We start from the raw sequence: 14,790 nt of genomic DNA, 5'->3' as shown, positions 1-14,790 counted from the left end.
GATACCTCTAGTATAAAAAGAAGCCCGCCGGATTTCCTTCGATTTGGCGAACAAAACAGACGAGCATGTGACATTGTTGTCACATGCTCGCAATATGCACAAAATCATTCTTTTTCGGAAAGATAAAGGTGAAGGTTGTGCCTTGATCTATCGTGGAGTTGACCTCGATCTTGATATGAAGAGCGTCTGCTCCTTTTTTCGTTAAATAAAGCCCCATTCCTGTTGAGGCGGTGTCATTGTGATGTCTCGTTGAGGTAAAGCCTTTTTCAAAAATACGAGAAAGGTCTCTTGGATCTATCCCTCTGCCTTGATCTGAGATCGTCAGCATCACTTGGTCATTCATTCGCTTGCTTTCAATGGCAATATCGGACGAATGACTGTACTTAACTGCATTTGTGAGCACCTGTCTGATCATAAAGGATAACCATTTTGTATCACTTAATACGTGACGTTCTTCTAGCGTGAGTTCAAAGCCGATTCCTTTTTGCATGCACCATGATTGGAGCGCTTTGATTTCCTTCGCTAAGATGCTTTGCAGGTCAAGCTGTTCAATAAATAAATCATTTTCGATATGACGTATTCTGCTTTGGTGCAGCTGGGCATCGAGTAATAAATGAATTCTAAGCCATTCGTACGTCATATTCGATTTCAGCGGCTGCTCTGTTAAGCGGTCAATCATTAAGCGCATCGCTGTGAGAGGTGTTTTCACTTCATGTATCCATGAGAGCAATTCATCCTTCTCTTCTTCAAGGGCGATTTGCTGCTCTGCTGCCATTTGCCGGTAGCGGGCAATTTGCTCTGACGTCGCATCATGTACAAGCTGTTCAAATGGGGAAGATGGAGTGAGCCGCATTTGATGATCAATATGATCATCCCATTCTTTCAGCCGCTCATAATACGCCGTTTCTTTACGATATCGGAAAAAGAGAAAGACGATCATGAAAAACGTAGATAATAACACAATATAAAAAAGAGACGCCATTGGAATGGTCGTATCCAAATAAGCAACAAAAAGAATGAGGAGCTGCAAACTAAGAAAAAACAGGATCCAGCTTCTTCGTTCTTTTAAAAATGCTTGCAGCATCAGTGATCATCCTTTTCCTTTGCAAGATAGCCTTGACCCACTTTTGTCTCAATGTAGGTGCCAAGGGAGATCTCATCTAGTTTTTTTCTTAGGCGATTGACGTTGACAGTCAGTGTATTGTCACTGACAAACCGTTCATCCTCCCACAATGCTTGAATGAGTGATTCTCTGCTGACAATATGATTTTTATGCTGAATCAATTCCTTGAGAATAAACAGTTCATTTTTCGTTAATTCCACTTCACCGTGATCATTTGTTACGGTGTTTTTTTCTAGGTCAATGGCAGCGCCGCACCATACCTTTAAGCTGGAAGGTTCTGCATTATAATCATGCACTCTGCGAAGAACGGCACTGACTTTGGCAATGAGCACGTCAAAGTGAAAGGGCTTTTGTACAAAATCATCGGCGCCGAGCTGCATCGACATGACCATATCAGCAGGGTGGTCACGAGATGAGAGGAAGATGATGGGTACATTTGAGTGATGCCGTATCATCCGGCACCAATGAAAGCCATCGTATTTTGGGAGCTGTATATCAATAATGACGAGATCAGGCTGAACAGAAGTGAATTCCTGCATGACCTGTTGAAAATCGTGAATCCCATAGACATCATAGGACCAGTTGACTAGACGTTCTTTGATTTCTTGGAAGAGGGTTGTATCGTCCTCAATCAGTAAAATTTTAAACAAAACCAGCACCACACTTTTTGTATTCGCTTGTATGTAATTGTAGCGGAAAAAAGGCGCTATCGCTAGAAGCAGACAAGAAAAAAGCAAGGGAAGGGCTCCCTTGCATCAGTTTATTTACCTAAAAAGTGCTTTTTAAAGAATGATAGTTGATAGTCGAGTGTAAGCGGATCATTAAAATAGAATTCTTCTGCATTTGCCTCATACACACGATGTTTTTTCACAGCTGGGATGGACTTGTAGATTTCACTGTTTTGATAGGAATTGTCCATTTCGCTGTTTTTACTTATGATCATATAGTCTCCAGCAAATTCAGGAATCACTTCTTGTGAAACCGCATAGTAGCCAGCTTTTAATGCTTTTTCTTTCACTTTTTCAGGCATTTTTAGTTTCATTTCTTGGTAGAGGATTTCTGTGCCGCGGCCCCATGCATCTCCAAACACGTAAAGATCTTTTGTGCCGCTTTCAAACACAGAAACCGTCGCATCCTCACCGATTTTCGCTTTGATTTCTTTCCCAGCTTCAGCTGCGCGTTCTTTAAAATCTTTTACCCATGCTTTGGCTTCTTTTTCTTTGTTTAATACTTTTCCAATTTCAATATGCTGCTGAAGGTAATCGACTTTGTTATACGTAAACAAGACTGTTGGCGCGATTTTTTTTAGTTTTTCTACATTTTTTGTATTGCTTAAGCCAATGATGACATCGGGCTTTAGCTTCATGATTTTTTCGACATTGGCATCCGACACTTCTTCCACATCTTTCAATTCCTTTTGGAAGCGAGGGTTCTTTTTTGACCAAGAGTCGACGCCGACTAGGTTCACACCAAGTGACATGACATTACCCGTGTAAGAACCAAGTACAACGACACGTTTTGGATGCGCTGGCAGCTTCACAGGGCCATTTTCAGATTGATATGTAATCTTGTCTGATGATGTTGATTGATTTCCTTTATTTGAGGAAGAGCTGCTGCTATTGCCACATGCGCTCAACGCAAGTACAAAGATGAGCATCAGAGGGAACAATATTTTCTTCATGAATGTAGACTCCTTTGAAATCGGCACATAAGCCGGTATTTGATTGCATGAGTGATAATGATAATTATTATCACTTGGATATCATATCATAGGAGTGCGGTCTGTTGTCAATTACATTTTGATAGTTGGTGATAAAAAATAGAGGGGGATTTTTGGTAGAAAAAAAGATCAAGGCACATGTGTCCTGATCTTTTTTCTTATTTAAACCAGCCTTTTTCTTTTGAGCGTGTAATGGCTTCAATGCGGTTTTTCACTTCTAGCTTATCTAAAATAATGGAAATGTAGTTTCGGACAGTGCCGCTTTTAATGCTGAGTTCCTTAGCAATTTCTTTTGTGTTTTTGCCGTCTGCGACGAGTTCAAGGACTGATTTCTCTCGTTCTGTTAAAGGGTTTTCGTCACTATATAAGTCTTCCATTAATTCAGGGGCGTACACCTTTTTCCCTTTCATCACACTGCGAATGGCACTTGCCAGATCTTCACTTGGACTGTCTTTCAGCATATAGCCGCTGACGCCAGCTTTGAGCGCCCTTTGGAAATAACCTGAGCGGGCAAAGGTCGTTAAAATGATGATTTTCACATCTGTCCCTTTGAGCTCTTCTGCTGCATCAAGTCCGGATTTCCCTGGCATTTCAATATCCATTAAGCAAATATCAACAGGGTGCTTTTGGGCAAAATCGATGGCATCCTGGCCATTCGTTCCTTTCCCAACTACCTTCATATCGTCTTCTAAATCAAGAAGTGAACCGAGTGCACCGAGCAGCATTTGCTGATCCTCTGCGATAAAGATGTTGATCATTTCATCCCCTCCTTTTCTTTTGCTGCTGAATCATTTGGAATGCTCATGATCAGCTTCGTCCCATCTTTTGTCTCAAGGTGAAGGCGTCCATTTGCAAATTCCAATCGTTCTCTAATCCCTAAAAGGCCATGTCCCTTCGTTTGAGAGGAGGGGTGATCTCCTTTAAATGTCCCATCATCTTCAACCGTGATGACCGCTTCTTTTGACTTTTGATGAATGGTTATTTTACAGACCGTGGCATCACTATGTTTGACGATATTGGTGACCGCTTCTTTTATACACATGCTCACAATGTTTTCGTTGAGAAGAGAGATGTGTTTCGGTGCTTCCTTTTCATCATAGATCAATTCTATCCCGGCCGCTTCGAGAATTTGCTCTATGTTCAACATTTCATCCTTGATCCGAATACCTTTCATGGAGGAAACAATTTTCCGCACTTCATTGAGAGACGTTCTGGCTGTTTGCTGGACGCTTTTCAGTTCGGCACGAGCCTGCTCTGGGTCTTTATAAACCAGTTTTCGGGCAAGATCACTCTTTAAACCGATGAGGGAAAGCTTTTGTCCAAGGGTATCATGCAGATCACGTGCAATGCGCTGCCTTTCTTCAATTTTTACAAGGTCAGCGATACGTTCATTGGCATCTTCTAATTTCTCTTCGAGCCGTTCACGTTCCTTCCTGCTTCGAATGCTGAGGGGGAGGAGAATGGCACTAATGAGTGTAATGAGAACCAAGGGAATTTGCGTGAGAAACCAGCCCTTTTTTAAGATCAGACTGAAATTCACCGCAATGGCGGCGCTCCCGACATGAATATAGTATAAGATATAGAAAGGTACTTTTCTTTTAATATGCCCATTGAAATAGGCGATGCAAAAAGCGAAATAAATGTAGCTGTAGAGCATGACATAGCCAGTAGAAATCGCAATCAAGAGAAGGCCTAATACATATAAAGACCAGCCTTTTGCGATAAAGGCAAAACGATAGACAGCGAAAAAGACAACGTTCAAAATAATGCCGATCACAATGCCTAAAGTCGAAGGAGCCTTAATGATAAAATAAAAGGGAAGGATGAAAAAAATGGCCCATATATACGGGGATATCCCATGCAATTTTTGAATTTTAAGTTGTTTTTTCATCCGTGAATCACCTTTTCCATTTTTTCATTCTTTTTCACTACTTTATCAAATTGAACACGTTATCGCATCCTGCAAATACCAACAAGCTCCTTCTATTGTAAGAAAGAGCTTGCGTCGTTTACGCATTCTTCTTGAGAATGTCTCCTTTGATGACAGGTGTGCTTCTAGTCTGACGTGCTTCTTTAAAGGTTACAAATGCTTTCGTTTCTTCATCCCAAAGTCTAAATTTCATTGACTCGATACTTGTTTTTAAAGTGATGGTTGGAACATTTTGAAGCGGCTCACTATGCTCATGTGCATGCTCCAAGTGATAATTCGGTACCCTCGGGCTTAAATGATGGACATGGTGATAACCGATATTGCCTGTTAACCACTGAAGGAGTTTTGGCAATTTGTAAAAAGAACTGCCTTCTACTGCTGCCTGCACATAATTCCAATGTTCATCTGCTTCAAAGTAAGAATCCTCAAACGTATGCTGCACATAAAACAGCCATACACCGATTGATCCAGAAATCAGGAAGATTGGACCTTGGACAAGTAACAAACCTTGCCAGCCAAAAAGGAGATAGGTCGCTCCTGCCAATAAAACAATTGATATGTTTGTGAAATACGTATTCCAGCGCTCTTTTTTACGAGCATTTTTGACGTTGAAACGGTTTTTAAACAGGAAAACAAAGATCGGTCCCAAAATAAACATCACAAAAGGATTACGATAAAATCTGTAGCGAAATTTCGTCCATACTGATGCTTCTTGATATTCTTTGACTGTCAGGAGCCAAATGTCACCAGTACCTCGTTTGTCTAAATTACTGCTTGTGGCATGGTGAATCGAATGATCTCTTTGCCATTGAAGATAAGGGAAAAGGGTGAGTACACCTGTTAAGAAACCGAACAAGTGATTCAGCTGCTTCTGTTTGAAAAAGGATTGGTGGCAGCAGTCGTGAAAAATAATAAAGACACGTACTAAAAAACCAGCTGCAATAACCGCAAAGAAGAGGGTTAAAAGGTAGGAGATGTTCAGGCTATAATAGGCAAGAAACCAAAGCCCCAAAAATGGAATAAATGTATTAAAGAGCTGCATGATACTTTTTTTAGAATTAGCACCAGAGAATTGGCCAACTTGTTTTCTTAAAGTGGCTTGCTGCTGTGTGTTTGTTGAAGTCGTCATGAACGTTCAAGTCCTTTCCGTTTCTTTCTACTTCAAAGTATAGAAGGAAAGGTGTCATGCTCATAGTAGCACCCATCATATATTCGATATGACATTTGTCATGTTGGACGCCGGAAAGGCTGACGGCATCAGTGTTTGTAAACTTATTTTATTTTAAATAAAAAAGTAAAGGCGCTTAGCCTTCACTTTTTATGAACGTGCTTCATGAACTTTTAACTGCTTGCCTTTAATGGTTGTATGGCGCATGGCATTCAGCACAAGAGGGCCTTTGCCGTTTAAAATATCGACATATGTTTTCGTGTCTTGAATGGTAATAATCCCAATGTCATCGAAGGCAACGCCTTCTATTTTGGCAATGGTCCCAACGAAATCAACGGCCCGCAGCTTCTTTTTCTTTCCGCCGTTAAAATAAAGCTTCATAATATCCTTCTCAACGCCTGCCTGTTTATTTTCCTTTTGAATCGGTGTTTCAATCTTTTCTTCAAAGTTTTCTACATACTGCTCTGCTTCTTCCTTTGTTGGATAAGGCTGCGTCTGGAAATCAATACCTGCTTCCTGCTTTAATTCATCAATCAGAGGCATTGCGTTTTTGGTCATAAACGCAATGGTTTTCCCGCTTTTCCCCGCTCTGCCAGTTCTTCCTGTTCGGTGAATATAGCGCTCTTTTTCATAGGGCAGATCGTAATGAATCACATGTGTCATATCACTGACATCAATGCCCCGGGCTGCTATATCGGTTGCGATCAAATAACGGAACTCACCGTTTTTGAATTCATCCATGACAGCGAAGCGGTCTTCCTGTCTCATGCCTCCATGAATTTTGTCACAAGGCACATCCCATTCGTCCAGCTTCATTGTGAGTTCATTCACTCGGTCCTGTGTATTACAGAAAATAATGCAGCTATCTGGATTTTCAATGACGATCGTACGCTGAAGAAGGGAGAATTTTGCTTCTTCTTCCGTTTCAATCACGGTGTGGGTGATTTGTTGTACAGACGTTTCCGCGCGTGCGATTTCAATCACTTTTGGTGATTGTAAAAACTGTTCGCTCAATTTCTTCATCTCATCAGACATGGTCGCTGAAAACAGCATTGACATGCGCTTTGGCGGCAGATACTGAATAATAGAAGAGACTTGATCAATAAATCCCATGTTCAGCATTTCATCCGCTTCATCTAACACGAAAAATTTGAGGTTTTCTAATGAAAGAGTACCTTTCTCAAGGTGATCCAAGACTCGTCCTGGTGTTCCGCACACAATATGGTTTTTTTGTGCAAGCTCTACTTTTTGGGCTTGAAAAGGGGCTTTTCCATAAATGGCTGCGGCTTTGATTCGTTTCAATCGTCCAAGGCTTGTGAGGTCCTGTTTGACCTGCATGGCGAGTTCTCGTGTTGGAACGAGGATGAGGGCTTGAGGTTTATTCTCAGCCCAATCGACCATTTCACAAATCGGCAAACCATAGGCTGCGGTCTTGCCGCTGCCAGTCTGAGATTTGACGATCAGATCCTGCTTTGAAAAAGCAACGGATAACGTCTCGTGCTGAACAGGTGTAGGTGTATGGAAGTGAAGTGCTTTTAGCGCTTGTTTTAATTCATTGCTTAATGGATATTGATCAAATTGTTGTAATGTCATCGTGTTCTCCTTTTCGTACATTCATACTTGTGACATCATACCATAACCATGACCGTGAATGAAAAGACATGAAAAAAAGCCCCATAAAGGAGCTTTTGATTAAAGGAATCTGCGTTTTACTTTTTCCCAGTAGGAGTTGTCTTTTAATTTCACTGTTTTAATGACTTTTCCTGAAAGGCCGATGTCAATTTGTTTGACGTGTTTCGTGCCAAGCGCTTCGTTATCAAGCCCGATAATTGGATGGTCGTTTCCGTCTTGCACAACCTTCAGCGTTAGCTTGCGGTCACTGCTTAAGATGAAAGGAGCACCCAGTGTACGGTACGAGTTGTTGTTTAGCGATGCAAGCTCTGTGACTTGCATACAAGGGAGCATCGGATCAACCACTGCGCCGTTTACCGATTTATTGTAGGCTGTTGAGCCGGTCGGAGTAGAAATAATCATTCCGTCTCCTCTAAATGTTTCAAAGTGGAAATCATCTATATACACATCGATCACAAATGTTTTAATAATGCTTGAGCGGATCGACAGTTCATTTAAGCAATGGAACTGATTGGTACTGTCAACGCTTACATCGATGATCGGATATTTTCTCACTTCAATCTGTTCAGTGTTCATGGCATCAATCATTTTATCAAAATGCTCTAATGAAAAATCGCAGTATAGATGCGAATTCTCTGTTTTTGATACCCCTACATACAAGCAGTCATCCCGGAAATTCGTTTTGCGGACTGCTTGAAGAAATGTGCCATCCCCGCCAATTGAAGCAATAATATGGGCATCCTCTGCACGCTTGACGACTTGAAAGCCTTGATCGGTAGCGAGCTTCTCCAGAGAAGAAATGTGTCCATCCAATTCATGATCTTTTTTGTAAAAGAAAAATACATTGCGACGATTGTCTGTCATTGACGTTCTCCCCTTTGTTGTCAAAAATAGTTTTCCAATAATAAAGGGCTTACATGTGAACCCTTGCTCACATTTTACACTTTTTTCATATGAAAGTAAAAACATTAGAAAAACCTGCATGATGAAGGCATTCGTTTTTAGAAATGAGTCAATGTAAGGGATTCGAAAAGGGCAGGATTTGAGCATAATTGAATAGCTTCTTTCTCATGAAAGAGTGGTTTAGGTGTTTCGTTGTGGTGTAGAACTAGCCTATTAGGTGCAGAGGGAGGATAAAAAAGCCAATTTTTCGTCATGCGCATCTCAAAGGAGACGATGTAAAGTTGATCGTGAATGAAAAGAGGTGCTATCATATGATGAAATGAAATGTAAAAAAACCACAATTCCTGTGAAACATTTCATATGAATATTCGTATCAATGAAGAGAGACAAAAAGGAGGAGAAAAAGATGAATGCGAAAAGATGGGTAGCGTTAATCATTGCACTAGGTGTTTTCGGATTTTCAATTGTGATAAGTGTCACGATGGCCTTGTTCGAAAACTTCAATGACAATAAAATGAGCTATCAATTTGGGGATGAAATAGAAGAAAAGGTACTAGAGGATGGAAGCGGTGCTGGGAAAATTGCGGTTCTTGAGATTAATGGAACCATTCAAGATAATGGCGGCGCATCAAGTCTGTTAGGCGGAGAAGGATATGATCATCGTGCATTCCTCAAGGAACTAGAAAAAGCGAAAGATGATGCTTCAGTAAAAGGTGTACTGCTGCGCGTCAACTCTCCTGGCGGCGGTGTCTATGAAAGTGCGGAAATACATAAAAAATTAGAAGAAGTGAAAAAAGCGAAGAAGCCGATTTACGTCTCCATGGGCTCAATGGCAGCTTCTGGCGGTTACTACGTATCAACTCCAGCCAAGAAAATCTTTGCTTCACCTGAAACATTAACAGGATCGTTAGGTGTGATCATGCAAAGCTTGAACTATTCAAAGCTGGCGGATAATTTAGGTATTAAATACGAAACAATTAAGAGCGGAAAATTTAAAGACATCATGTCACCAAATCGTGATATGACAAAAGATGAGCGCGACATCATGCAAAGCATGGTTGATAACTCGTATGAAGGGTTTGTCAAAGTCATCTCTGAAGGACGCGGCATGTCAAAACAAGACGTTAAGAAAATTGCTGATGGCCGGGTCTATGACGGAACACAGGCGAAATCGAACGGATTAGTCGATGAGCTAGGATATTATGAAGATGCAATCAAAGCAATGAAGAAAAATGAAAAAGGGTTAAAAGGAGCGACAGTGATCAGCTATTCTCAAAGCTTTGGCTGGAACTCTCTCTTCAATATGAGCGCAAGCAAACTCTTTAAAAGTGAAATTGATTTTCTCAATCTAAAAGAAACACTGGCTGGCTCAAATGGGTCTAAACCGATGTATCTCTATTCAAAATAAAGGAGGGATCATAGATGGATTCTACATTCGATGAAGTAACCGAAAGCCGCAGCCAAGAAGAATCGAATCCGGCTCTTGCGAAACGTGCAGTGATTGAAGCACAGGCGTTTGCAGGCTTTTGGATTAGGTTTTGGGCGTTTATTCTTGATTGGCTCGTCGTCTGGGGTGTCAACCATTTGACGGTTTCTCCAATCTTTAGTCTGTTTGGCTGGTCCAAAGGAGGAGGATGGTTTTCTCCATTTTCCGTCACAACGACGATTGTATTCCTGCTTTATTTCGCCATCATGACGAAAATCTTTCAACAAACACTCGGCAAAATGGTGTTTGGGATCAAAGTGGTCTCGCTTCAGCCTGAGAAGAGGCTGGCATGGGATGTCATTTTCTTTAGAGAGATTGTAGGTCGCTACATTAATACGCTCTTTGTTCTCTATGCTGTCGTTGGGTTCTCACCGAAAAAGCAAGGGGTTCATGATTACTTTGCCGATACGGTGGTCGTCCATGAACATTTATATGAAAAAACAGAAGCAAACGTATAATCAGAGGAGTTTGGCCGGGTACCGGTCAAACTCTTTTTTCATGATTGGGTATAAAATCCAGAATGAGAGCCATAATCGTAGAGGAAGCATCATTTGTTATGGAGGAAGTGAGCACAGTGCTTTACGTTTGGATCGCAGCTTTTTTGTTCCTTGGGATCTTATTGATCTTCATGAAAGTGACCATTTCACTGGATTATTCACATGCAAATGACAATGACCACCTTGCACTGAAGATCATCACCTTATATGGAATCATCAGACTCAAAAAAGACATTCCGATGGTGAGGGTCAATCCAGAAGATCAAACGATTGATATACGTGAAAAGAAGATGGCGAGCGCCAAAACCCCTAGTCACGAAAAAGAATCCATACATCAAAAAGTGGGAAAACGTGATATGAAGCAAATCCTTCATCAAATGGAGCGCATCACAAAAGAGATCGTCGATTTAAACCGGATCATGCGTAAATTCTTCATTCACATTAGAATTGTATCGTTTCACTGGTCAACATGGATCGGCTTTCATGACGCCGCTTTAACAGGTGTAGCAGCTGGCGGTGTATGGTCAGTCAAAGGAGCACTGCTTGCCTTTATGCAGGAGCATCTCACCTTTAAGCATAAACCGGTATATGAGGTGATTCCCGCCTTTCAGCATAATGTGTCACAGACCCAGTTTACATGTATAGCTTATTTTCGTATTGGACATGCTATGCTTGCAGCCATTCGTTTACTTGTTCATTGGTTAAAAGGAAGAAAGGCGAGAAAAAATGCCTCTCTTCAAGCAACGAAGAATGAATCATCTGTTTAAGGAGGAACCCGAAAATGGCAGATCATCCAATCCAAGGTCTTATGAAGACAGCGATGGAAAACTTAAAAGAAATGATAGACGTGAATACGATCATCGGCGATCCAGTCGAAACCCCTGACGGCAGTGTCATTCTTACTGTGTCGAAGGTTGGTTTTGGATTTGCAGCCGGCGGCAGTGAATTTAACGGGAACCAAAAGAAAGAAAAACGTTCTGATGATCAAGAACGAAAAGAACCGAGACTCCCATTTGGCGGAGGAAGCGGCGGAGGTGTGTCTATTACACCAATCGCCTTCTTAATTGTCGGAACAAACGGCGTTCGAATGCTTCATTTGGATGAACATACACATCTGCTTGATAAAATATTGGATTCTGCTCCTCAAGCAATTGAACGTCTTCAGCACATGTTTAAGAAGGATGAACGGGAGAACCGTCATAAAGAACGAAAACTAGATGACATAGACCTTTAAAAAGTTAGCTGCGCTGCAGTTAACTTTTTTTCAAAAGTGACGATTAGGCTTTGCAGTTTTTTGCTTTCTCTACTATGATAGAACCATACATTTGATAAGGGAGGAATTGTTTTGGCATCGATCACATTTAAAGGGAGTTCTGTCACGCTTGTAGGAAATGAAGTGAAAGTAGGCGAGCAGGCTCCAGATTTCACGGTATTAACGAACTCACTAGGGGAAGTTTCACTTTCAGATTTAACAGGAAAAGTGACGATCATCTCAGTGATTCCTTCTATTGATACAGGTGTGTGTGACGCACAAACAAGACGTTTCAATGAAGAGGCAGCCGGTTTAGGTCCGGTCAATATCTATACAATTAGTGCAGACCTTCCATTTGCACAAGCACGCTGGTGCGGAGCAAACGGAATTGAAAATGTCGAAACATTATCTGATCATAGAGATATGTCATTTGGTGAAGCATTCGGAGTATATATGAAAGAATTGCGTTTATTGGCGCGCGCAGTCTTCGTATTAGACCCGAGCGGAAAAGTGGTTTACACTGAATACGTAAGCGAAGCAACGAATCACCCAAATTATGAAAAAGCCATTGAAGCTGCAAAATCACTGTTATAAAAGCAGCATCGACAAGAGCTCCGGCTTCATCCTGGGGCTCTTTTCAATGAGGAGATATAGCTTTTAACAAAGCGAGGAGAGAAAAGCATTGCAGAAAGATCAAGTAAGTACGATTTTTGAGCTGCTCGATACAGCTTCTATTCGATTAAAAAAGGACCAAAGCATTTCCTATATTGAAGCATTGGCTGAAGCAGGAGAAGCCTTTTTCCAAGCAAATGATCGAGACGGTTTACTAAAGGATTTAATAGAGAAAGCAGATTTTGCTTCTTATGATCATGAGCAGATTCGTAAAGCGTTTCAGCTCGCCGTATTGAAAGGACAAAAGGATATTTCCCATCCAAATCGTCAGATGACCCCAGATACGATCGGGCTGTTTGTCAGCTATTTGGTGAATAAATTTTTAGAAGGACAAAAAGAGCTTGTTGTCTTTGATCCAGCAGCGGGAACAGGGAACTTACTGCTTGCTGTCTTAAACAATCTCACTGCAGAAACAAAGCGCGGCTTTGCGTCTGAAATTGATGATGTACTCATTAAAATTGCATGGGCACAGGCAAACTTGGAAGAGAAGGAAGTCGAGCTTTTCCATCAAGACAGCCTTGAGCCGCTTTTGATCTCACCAGTAGATGTCACTGTATGCAGTCTGCCAGTCGGTTATTACCCAAATGATGAGCGTGCAGCAGACTATGATTTGAAGGCAAAAGAAGGACATGCCTTTGCCCATTATTTATTCATTGAACAAAGCCTTCGTTATACGAAAGAAGGCGGCTTCTTATTCTTCATCATTCCAAACGATTTGTTTGAAGGAAAAGAAAGCGTGCAATTAAAGGATTTTATCAAAGATCATGCATATATGAATGCGTTAATTCAGCTGCCGGTCTCCATGTTCAAGGACAAAAAGCACGCCAAAAGCTTGTTTGTGATGCAAAAGAAAAAGGAAGGCTTGGAAGCACCAAAACGGATGCTCTTTGCCAATCTGCCGTCTTTCTCACAAAAGGAAGCCATGGTGGGTGTGATGAGAAAATTAGACCAGTGGTTTATAGAAGAAAAAGAAACGAAAGAATAGCCAGAGTGATTTCTGGCTATTTTATTATTCAGAAAATAACGACTTATCGATGTAAGCGGTAACAGTTCGAAGGTGCACTTGAAATGCAAAGTTTTCAATGTTTAAATGAAAAAGTCAGATATTTTTCGGACTTATCGTTAAACTATAAAAGACCCGTCAAACAGGTTGAATATAGCACCGGAAAAAACGTGAAACCTTATATAACAACTGAGTAAAAGGAGCGACAGGAATGTCTAAAATTATTGCAATCAACGCAGGAAGCTCATCTCTTAAATTCCAATTGTTCGACATGCCAGAAGAAACCGTTTTAACAAAAGGCCTTGTTGAAAGAATCGGAATGGACAACAGTATCTTCACGATTTCTGTAGATGGAGAAAAGAAAACAGAAATCACAGATATTCCAGATCATGCAGTAGCGGTCAAAATGCTGCTTGAAAAACTAATTGAATTTAACATCATCAAAGACTTTAATGAAATTGATGGCGTAGGACACCGCGTTGTTCACGGCGGAGAGAAATTCAGCGACTCTGTTCTTTTAACAGATGAAGTCATCAATGACATTGATCAGCTTTCAGAGCTAGCACCACTGCACAACCCTGCAAACGTTGTAGGAATCAAAGCATTCAAACAAATTCTGCCTGACGTACCAGCGATTGCTGTGTTCGATACAGCCTTCCACCAAACAATGCCAGAGCAGTCTTACCTATACAGCCTTCCGTACGACTACTACAAAAACTTTGGTATTCGTAAATACGGATTCCACGGGACAAGCCATAAGTTCGTAACAGAGCGTGCAGCAGAGCTATTAGGCCGTCCTCTTGAAGAGCTTCGTTTGATCTCTTGCCACCTTGGAAATGGTGCAAGTATCGCAGCAGTTGAAGGCGGAAAATCAATCGATACTTCAATGGGCTTCACACCGCTTGCGGGTGTTGCAATGGGTACACGTTCAGGTAACATTGACCCTGCCCTTATTCCATTTATTATGGAGAAAACAGGACATACAGCTGAAGAAGTACTTTCTACTTTGAATAAGAAGAGTGGTCTTTTAGGTGTGTCTGGTCTATCAAGTGACCTTCGTGATATCGAAGAAGCAACAGAAGAAGGAAACGACCGTGCAGAAGTAGCTCTTGATATTTTTGCAAGCCGTATTCATAAATATATCGGTTCTTATGCAGCGAGAATGAATGGTGTAGATGCGATCATCTTCACAGCTGGAATCGGTGAAAACAGTTCAGAAGTAAGAGCTCGTGTCCTTCGTGGTCTAGAATTCATGGGCGTTTACTGGGATCCTTCTCTTAACAACATGAGAGGCGAAGAAGCATTCATCAGCTACCCGCACTCTCCTGTAAAAGTGATCGTCATCCCAACGAACGAAGAAGTAATGATTGCAAGAGACGTTATGCGCTTAGCGTAATCAAAATG

Annotated in this window: 15 protein-coding genes; 7 read left to right on the top strand and 8 right to left on the bottom strand. The window is 41.3% G+C overall.

Annotated elements, in window-relative coordinates; translation table 11 throughout:
- Window positions 1–79: 79 nt before the first annotated feature.
- The 8 genes from MKZ03_RS13285 to MKZ03_RS13250 all read right to left on the bottom strand — a co-directional run bounded on the left by MKZ03_RS13285 (window position 80) and on the right by MKZ03_RS13250 (window position 8,437).
- Complete coding sequence (locus tag MKZ03_RS13285) at window positions 80–1,084, bottom strand: sensor histidine kinase (protein ID WP_106031180.1); 1,005 nt, start codon at window positions 1,082–1,084, stop codon at window positions 80–82.
- Entirely contained in the window at window positions 1,084–1,773 is a 690-nt protein-coding gene (locus MKZ03_RS13280) for a response regulator transcription factor (protein ID WP_106031295.1), read from the bottom strand. Before MKZ03_RS13280 ends, MKZ03_RS13285 begins: the two co-directional genes overlap by 1 nt.
- Window positions 1,774–1,883: 110 nt before the next feature.
- Window positions 1,884–2,804 (bottom strand): iron-hydroxamate ABC transporter substrate-binding protein, encoded by a 921-nt coding sequence (locus MKZ03_RS13275; protein WP_034661895.1) that lies wholly within the window; start codon window positions 2,802–2,804, stop codon window positions 1,884–1,886.
- A 197-nt stretch (window positions 2,805–3,001) separates the two neighbouring features.
- Window positions 3,002–3,601 (bottom strand): response regulator transcription factor, encoded by a 600-nt coding sequence (locus MKZ03_RS13270; RefSeq protein WP_034661892.1) that lies wholly within the window; start codon window positions 3,599–3,601, stop codon window positions 3,002–3,004.
- A complete protein-coding gene (locus MKZ03_RS13265) occupies window positions 3,598–4,734 on the bottom strand; it encodes a sensor histidine kinase (protein WP_106031182.1) in 1,137 nt (378 codons plus the stop codon). Before MKZ03_RS13265 ends, MKZ03_RS13270 begins: the two co-directional genes overlap by 4 nt.
- A gap of 118 nt (window positions 4,735–4,852) precedes the next feature.
- Window positions 4,853–5,902, bottom strand: coding sequence for a fatty acid desaturase (locus tag MKZ03_RS13260; RefSeq protein WP_095285570.1), 1,050 nt, complete (start codon window positions 5,900–5,902; stop codon window positions 4,853–4,855).
- A 189-nt stretch (window positions 5,903–6,091) separates the two neighbouring features.
- Entirely contained in the window at window positions 6,092–7,534 is a 1,443-nt protein-coding gene (locus tag MKZ03_RS13255; RefSeq protein WP_341032114.1) for a DEAD/DEAH box helicase, read from the bottom strand.
- A 99-nt stretch (window positions 7,535–7,633) separates the two neighbouring features.
- A complete protein-coding gene (locus tag MKZ03_RS13250; protein ID WP_003216672.1) occupies window positions 7,634–8,437 on the bottom strand; it encodes an NAD kinase in 804 nt (267 codons plus the stop codon).
- Between the two features lie 445 nt (window positions 8,438–8,882).
- On the opposite strand from MKZ03_RS13250, the gene sppA reads away from it, so the two are divergent.
- The 7 genes from sppA to MKZ03_RS13215 all read left to right on the top strand — a co-directional run bounded on the left by sppA (window position 8,883) and on the right by MKZ03_RS13215 (window position 14,782).
- Window positions 8,883–9,884 carry a signal peptide peptidase SppA gene (gene sppA, locus MKZ03_RS13245; RefSeq protein WP_060596993.1) on the top strand — a complete coding sequence of 334 codons (1,002 nt, stop codon included), beginning with the start codon at window positions 8,883–8,885 and terminating at the stop codon, window positions 9,882–9,884.
- Between the two features lie 14 nt (window positions 9,885–9,898).
- Entirely contained in the window at window positions 9,899–10,420 is a 522-nt protein-coding gene (locus MKZ03_RS13240; protein WP_106031184.1) for an RDD family protein, read from the top strand.
- Between the two features lie 98 nt (window positions 10,421–10,518).
- A complete protein-coding gene (locus MKZ03_RS13235) occupies window positions 10,519–11,226 on the top strand; it encodes a DUF2953 domain-containing protein (protein WP_060597089.1) in 708 nt (235 codons plus the stop codon).
- Between the two features lie 14 nt (window positions 11,227–11,240).
- Complete coding sequence (gene ytfJ, locus MKZ03_RS13230; RefSeq protein WP_003216488.1) at window positions 11,241–11,693, top strand: GerW family sporulation protein; 453 nt, start codon at window positions 11,241–11,243, stop codon at window positions 11,691–11,693.
- 111 nt (window positions 11,694–11,804) lie between these two features.
- Entirely contained in the window at window positions 11,805–12,305 is a 501-nt protein-coding gene (gene tpx / locus MKZ03_RS13225) for a thiol peroxidase (protein ID WP_034321005.1), read from the top strand.
- Window positions 12,306–12,393: 88 nt separating this feature from the next.
- Window positions 12,394–13,368, top strand: coding sequence for a class I SAM-dependent methyltransferase (locus MKZ03_RS13220; RefSeq protein ID WP_034661875.1), 975 nt, complete (start codon window positions 12,394–12,396; stop codon window positions 13,366–13,368).
- A gap of 229 nt (window positions 13,369–13,597) precedes the next feature.
- The gene (locus tag MKZ03_RS13215; RefSeq protein WP_034661872.1) at window positions 13,598–14,782 is read left to right on the top strand and encodes an acetate kinase; all 1,185 of its coding nucleotides are present in this window, start codon (window positions 13,598–13,600) and stop codon (window positions 14,780–14,782) included.
- Window positions 14,783–14,790 lie beyond the last annotated feature (8 nt).

Origin of the sequence: Bacillus sp. FSL R5-0431 (assembly GCF_038002985.1) — a bacterium.
In the GTDB taxonomy this organism is placed as follows: domain Bacteria; phylum Bacillota; class Bacilli; order Bacillales; family Bacillaceae; genus Bacillus.
Note: the sequence above shows the minus strand (reverse complement) of the source record. Positions and strands in the feature narration are given on the sequence as shown.

Bases quoted from the DNA above. Each gene is read 5' to 3' on its own strand.
- MKZ03_RS13285 (WP_106031180.1), bottom strand. From the start codon at position 1,084: ATGCTGCAAGCATTTTTAAAAGAACGAAGAAGCTGGATCCTGTTTTTT.
- sppA (WP_060596993.1), top strand. From the start codon at position 8,883: ATGAATGCGAAAAGATGGGTAGCGTTAATCATTGCACTAGGTGTTTTC.
- ytfJ (WP_003216488.1), top strand. From the start codon at position 11,241: ATGGCAGATCATCCAATCCAAGGTCTTATGAAGACAGCGATGGAAAAC.
- MKZ03_RS13240 (WP_106031184.1), top strand. From the start codon at position 9,899: ATGGATTCTACATTCGATGAAGTAACCGAAAGCCGCAGCCAAGAAGAA.
- MKZ03_RS13260 (WP_095285570.1), bottom strand. From the start codon at position 5,902: ATGACGACTTCAACAAACACACAGCAGCAAGCCACTTTAAGAAAACAA.
- MKZ03_RS13215 (WP_034661872.1), top strand. From the start codon at position 13,598: ATGTCTAAAATTATTGCAATCAACGCAGGAAGCTCATCTCTTAAATTC.
- MKZ03_RS13235 (WP_060597089.1), top strand. From the start codon at position 10,519: ATGGAGGAAGTGAGCACAGTGCTTTACGTTTGGATCGCAGCTTTTTTG.
- MKZ03_RS13265 (WP_106031182.1), bottom strand. From the start codon at position 4,734: ATGAAAAAACAACTTAAAATTCAAAAATTGCATGGGATATCCCCGTAT.
- MKZ03_RS13255 (WP_341032114.1), bottom strand. From the start codon at position 7,534: ATGACATTACAACAATTTGATCAATATCCATTAAGCAATGAATTAAAA.
- MKZ03_RS13250 (WP_003216672.1), bottom strand. From the start codon at position 8,437: ATGACAGACAATCGTCGCAATGTATTTTTCTTTTACAAAAAAGATCAT.
- MKZ03_RS13270 (WP_034661892.1), bottom strand. From the start codon at position 3,601: ATGATCAACATCTTTATCGCAGAGGATCAGCAAATGCTGCTCGGTGCA.
- MKZ03_RS13275 (WP_034661895.1), bottom strand. From the start codon at position 2,804: ATGAAGAAAATATTGTTCCCTCTGATGCTCATCTTTGTACTTGCGTTG.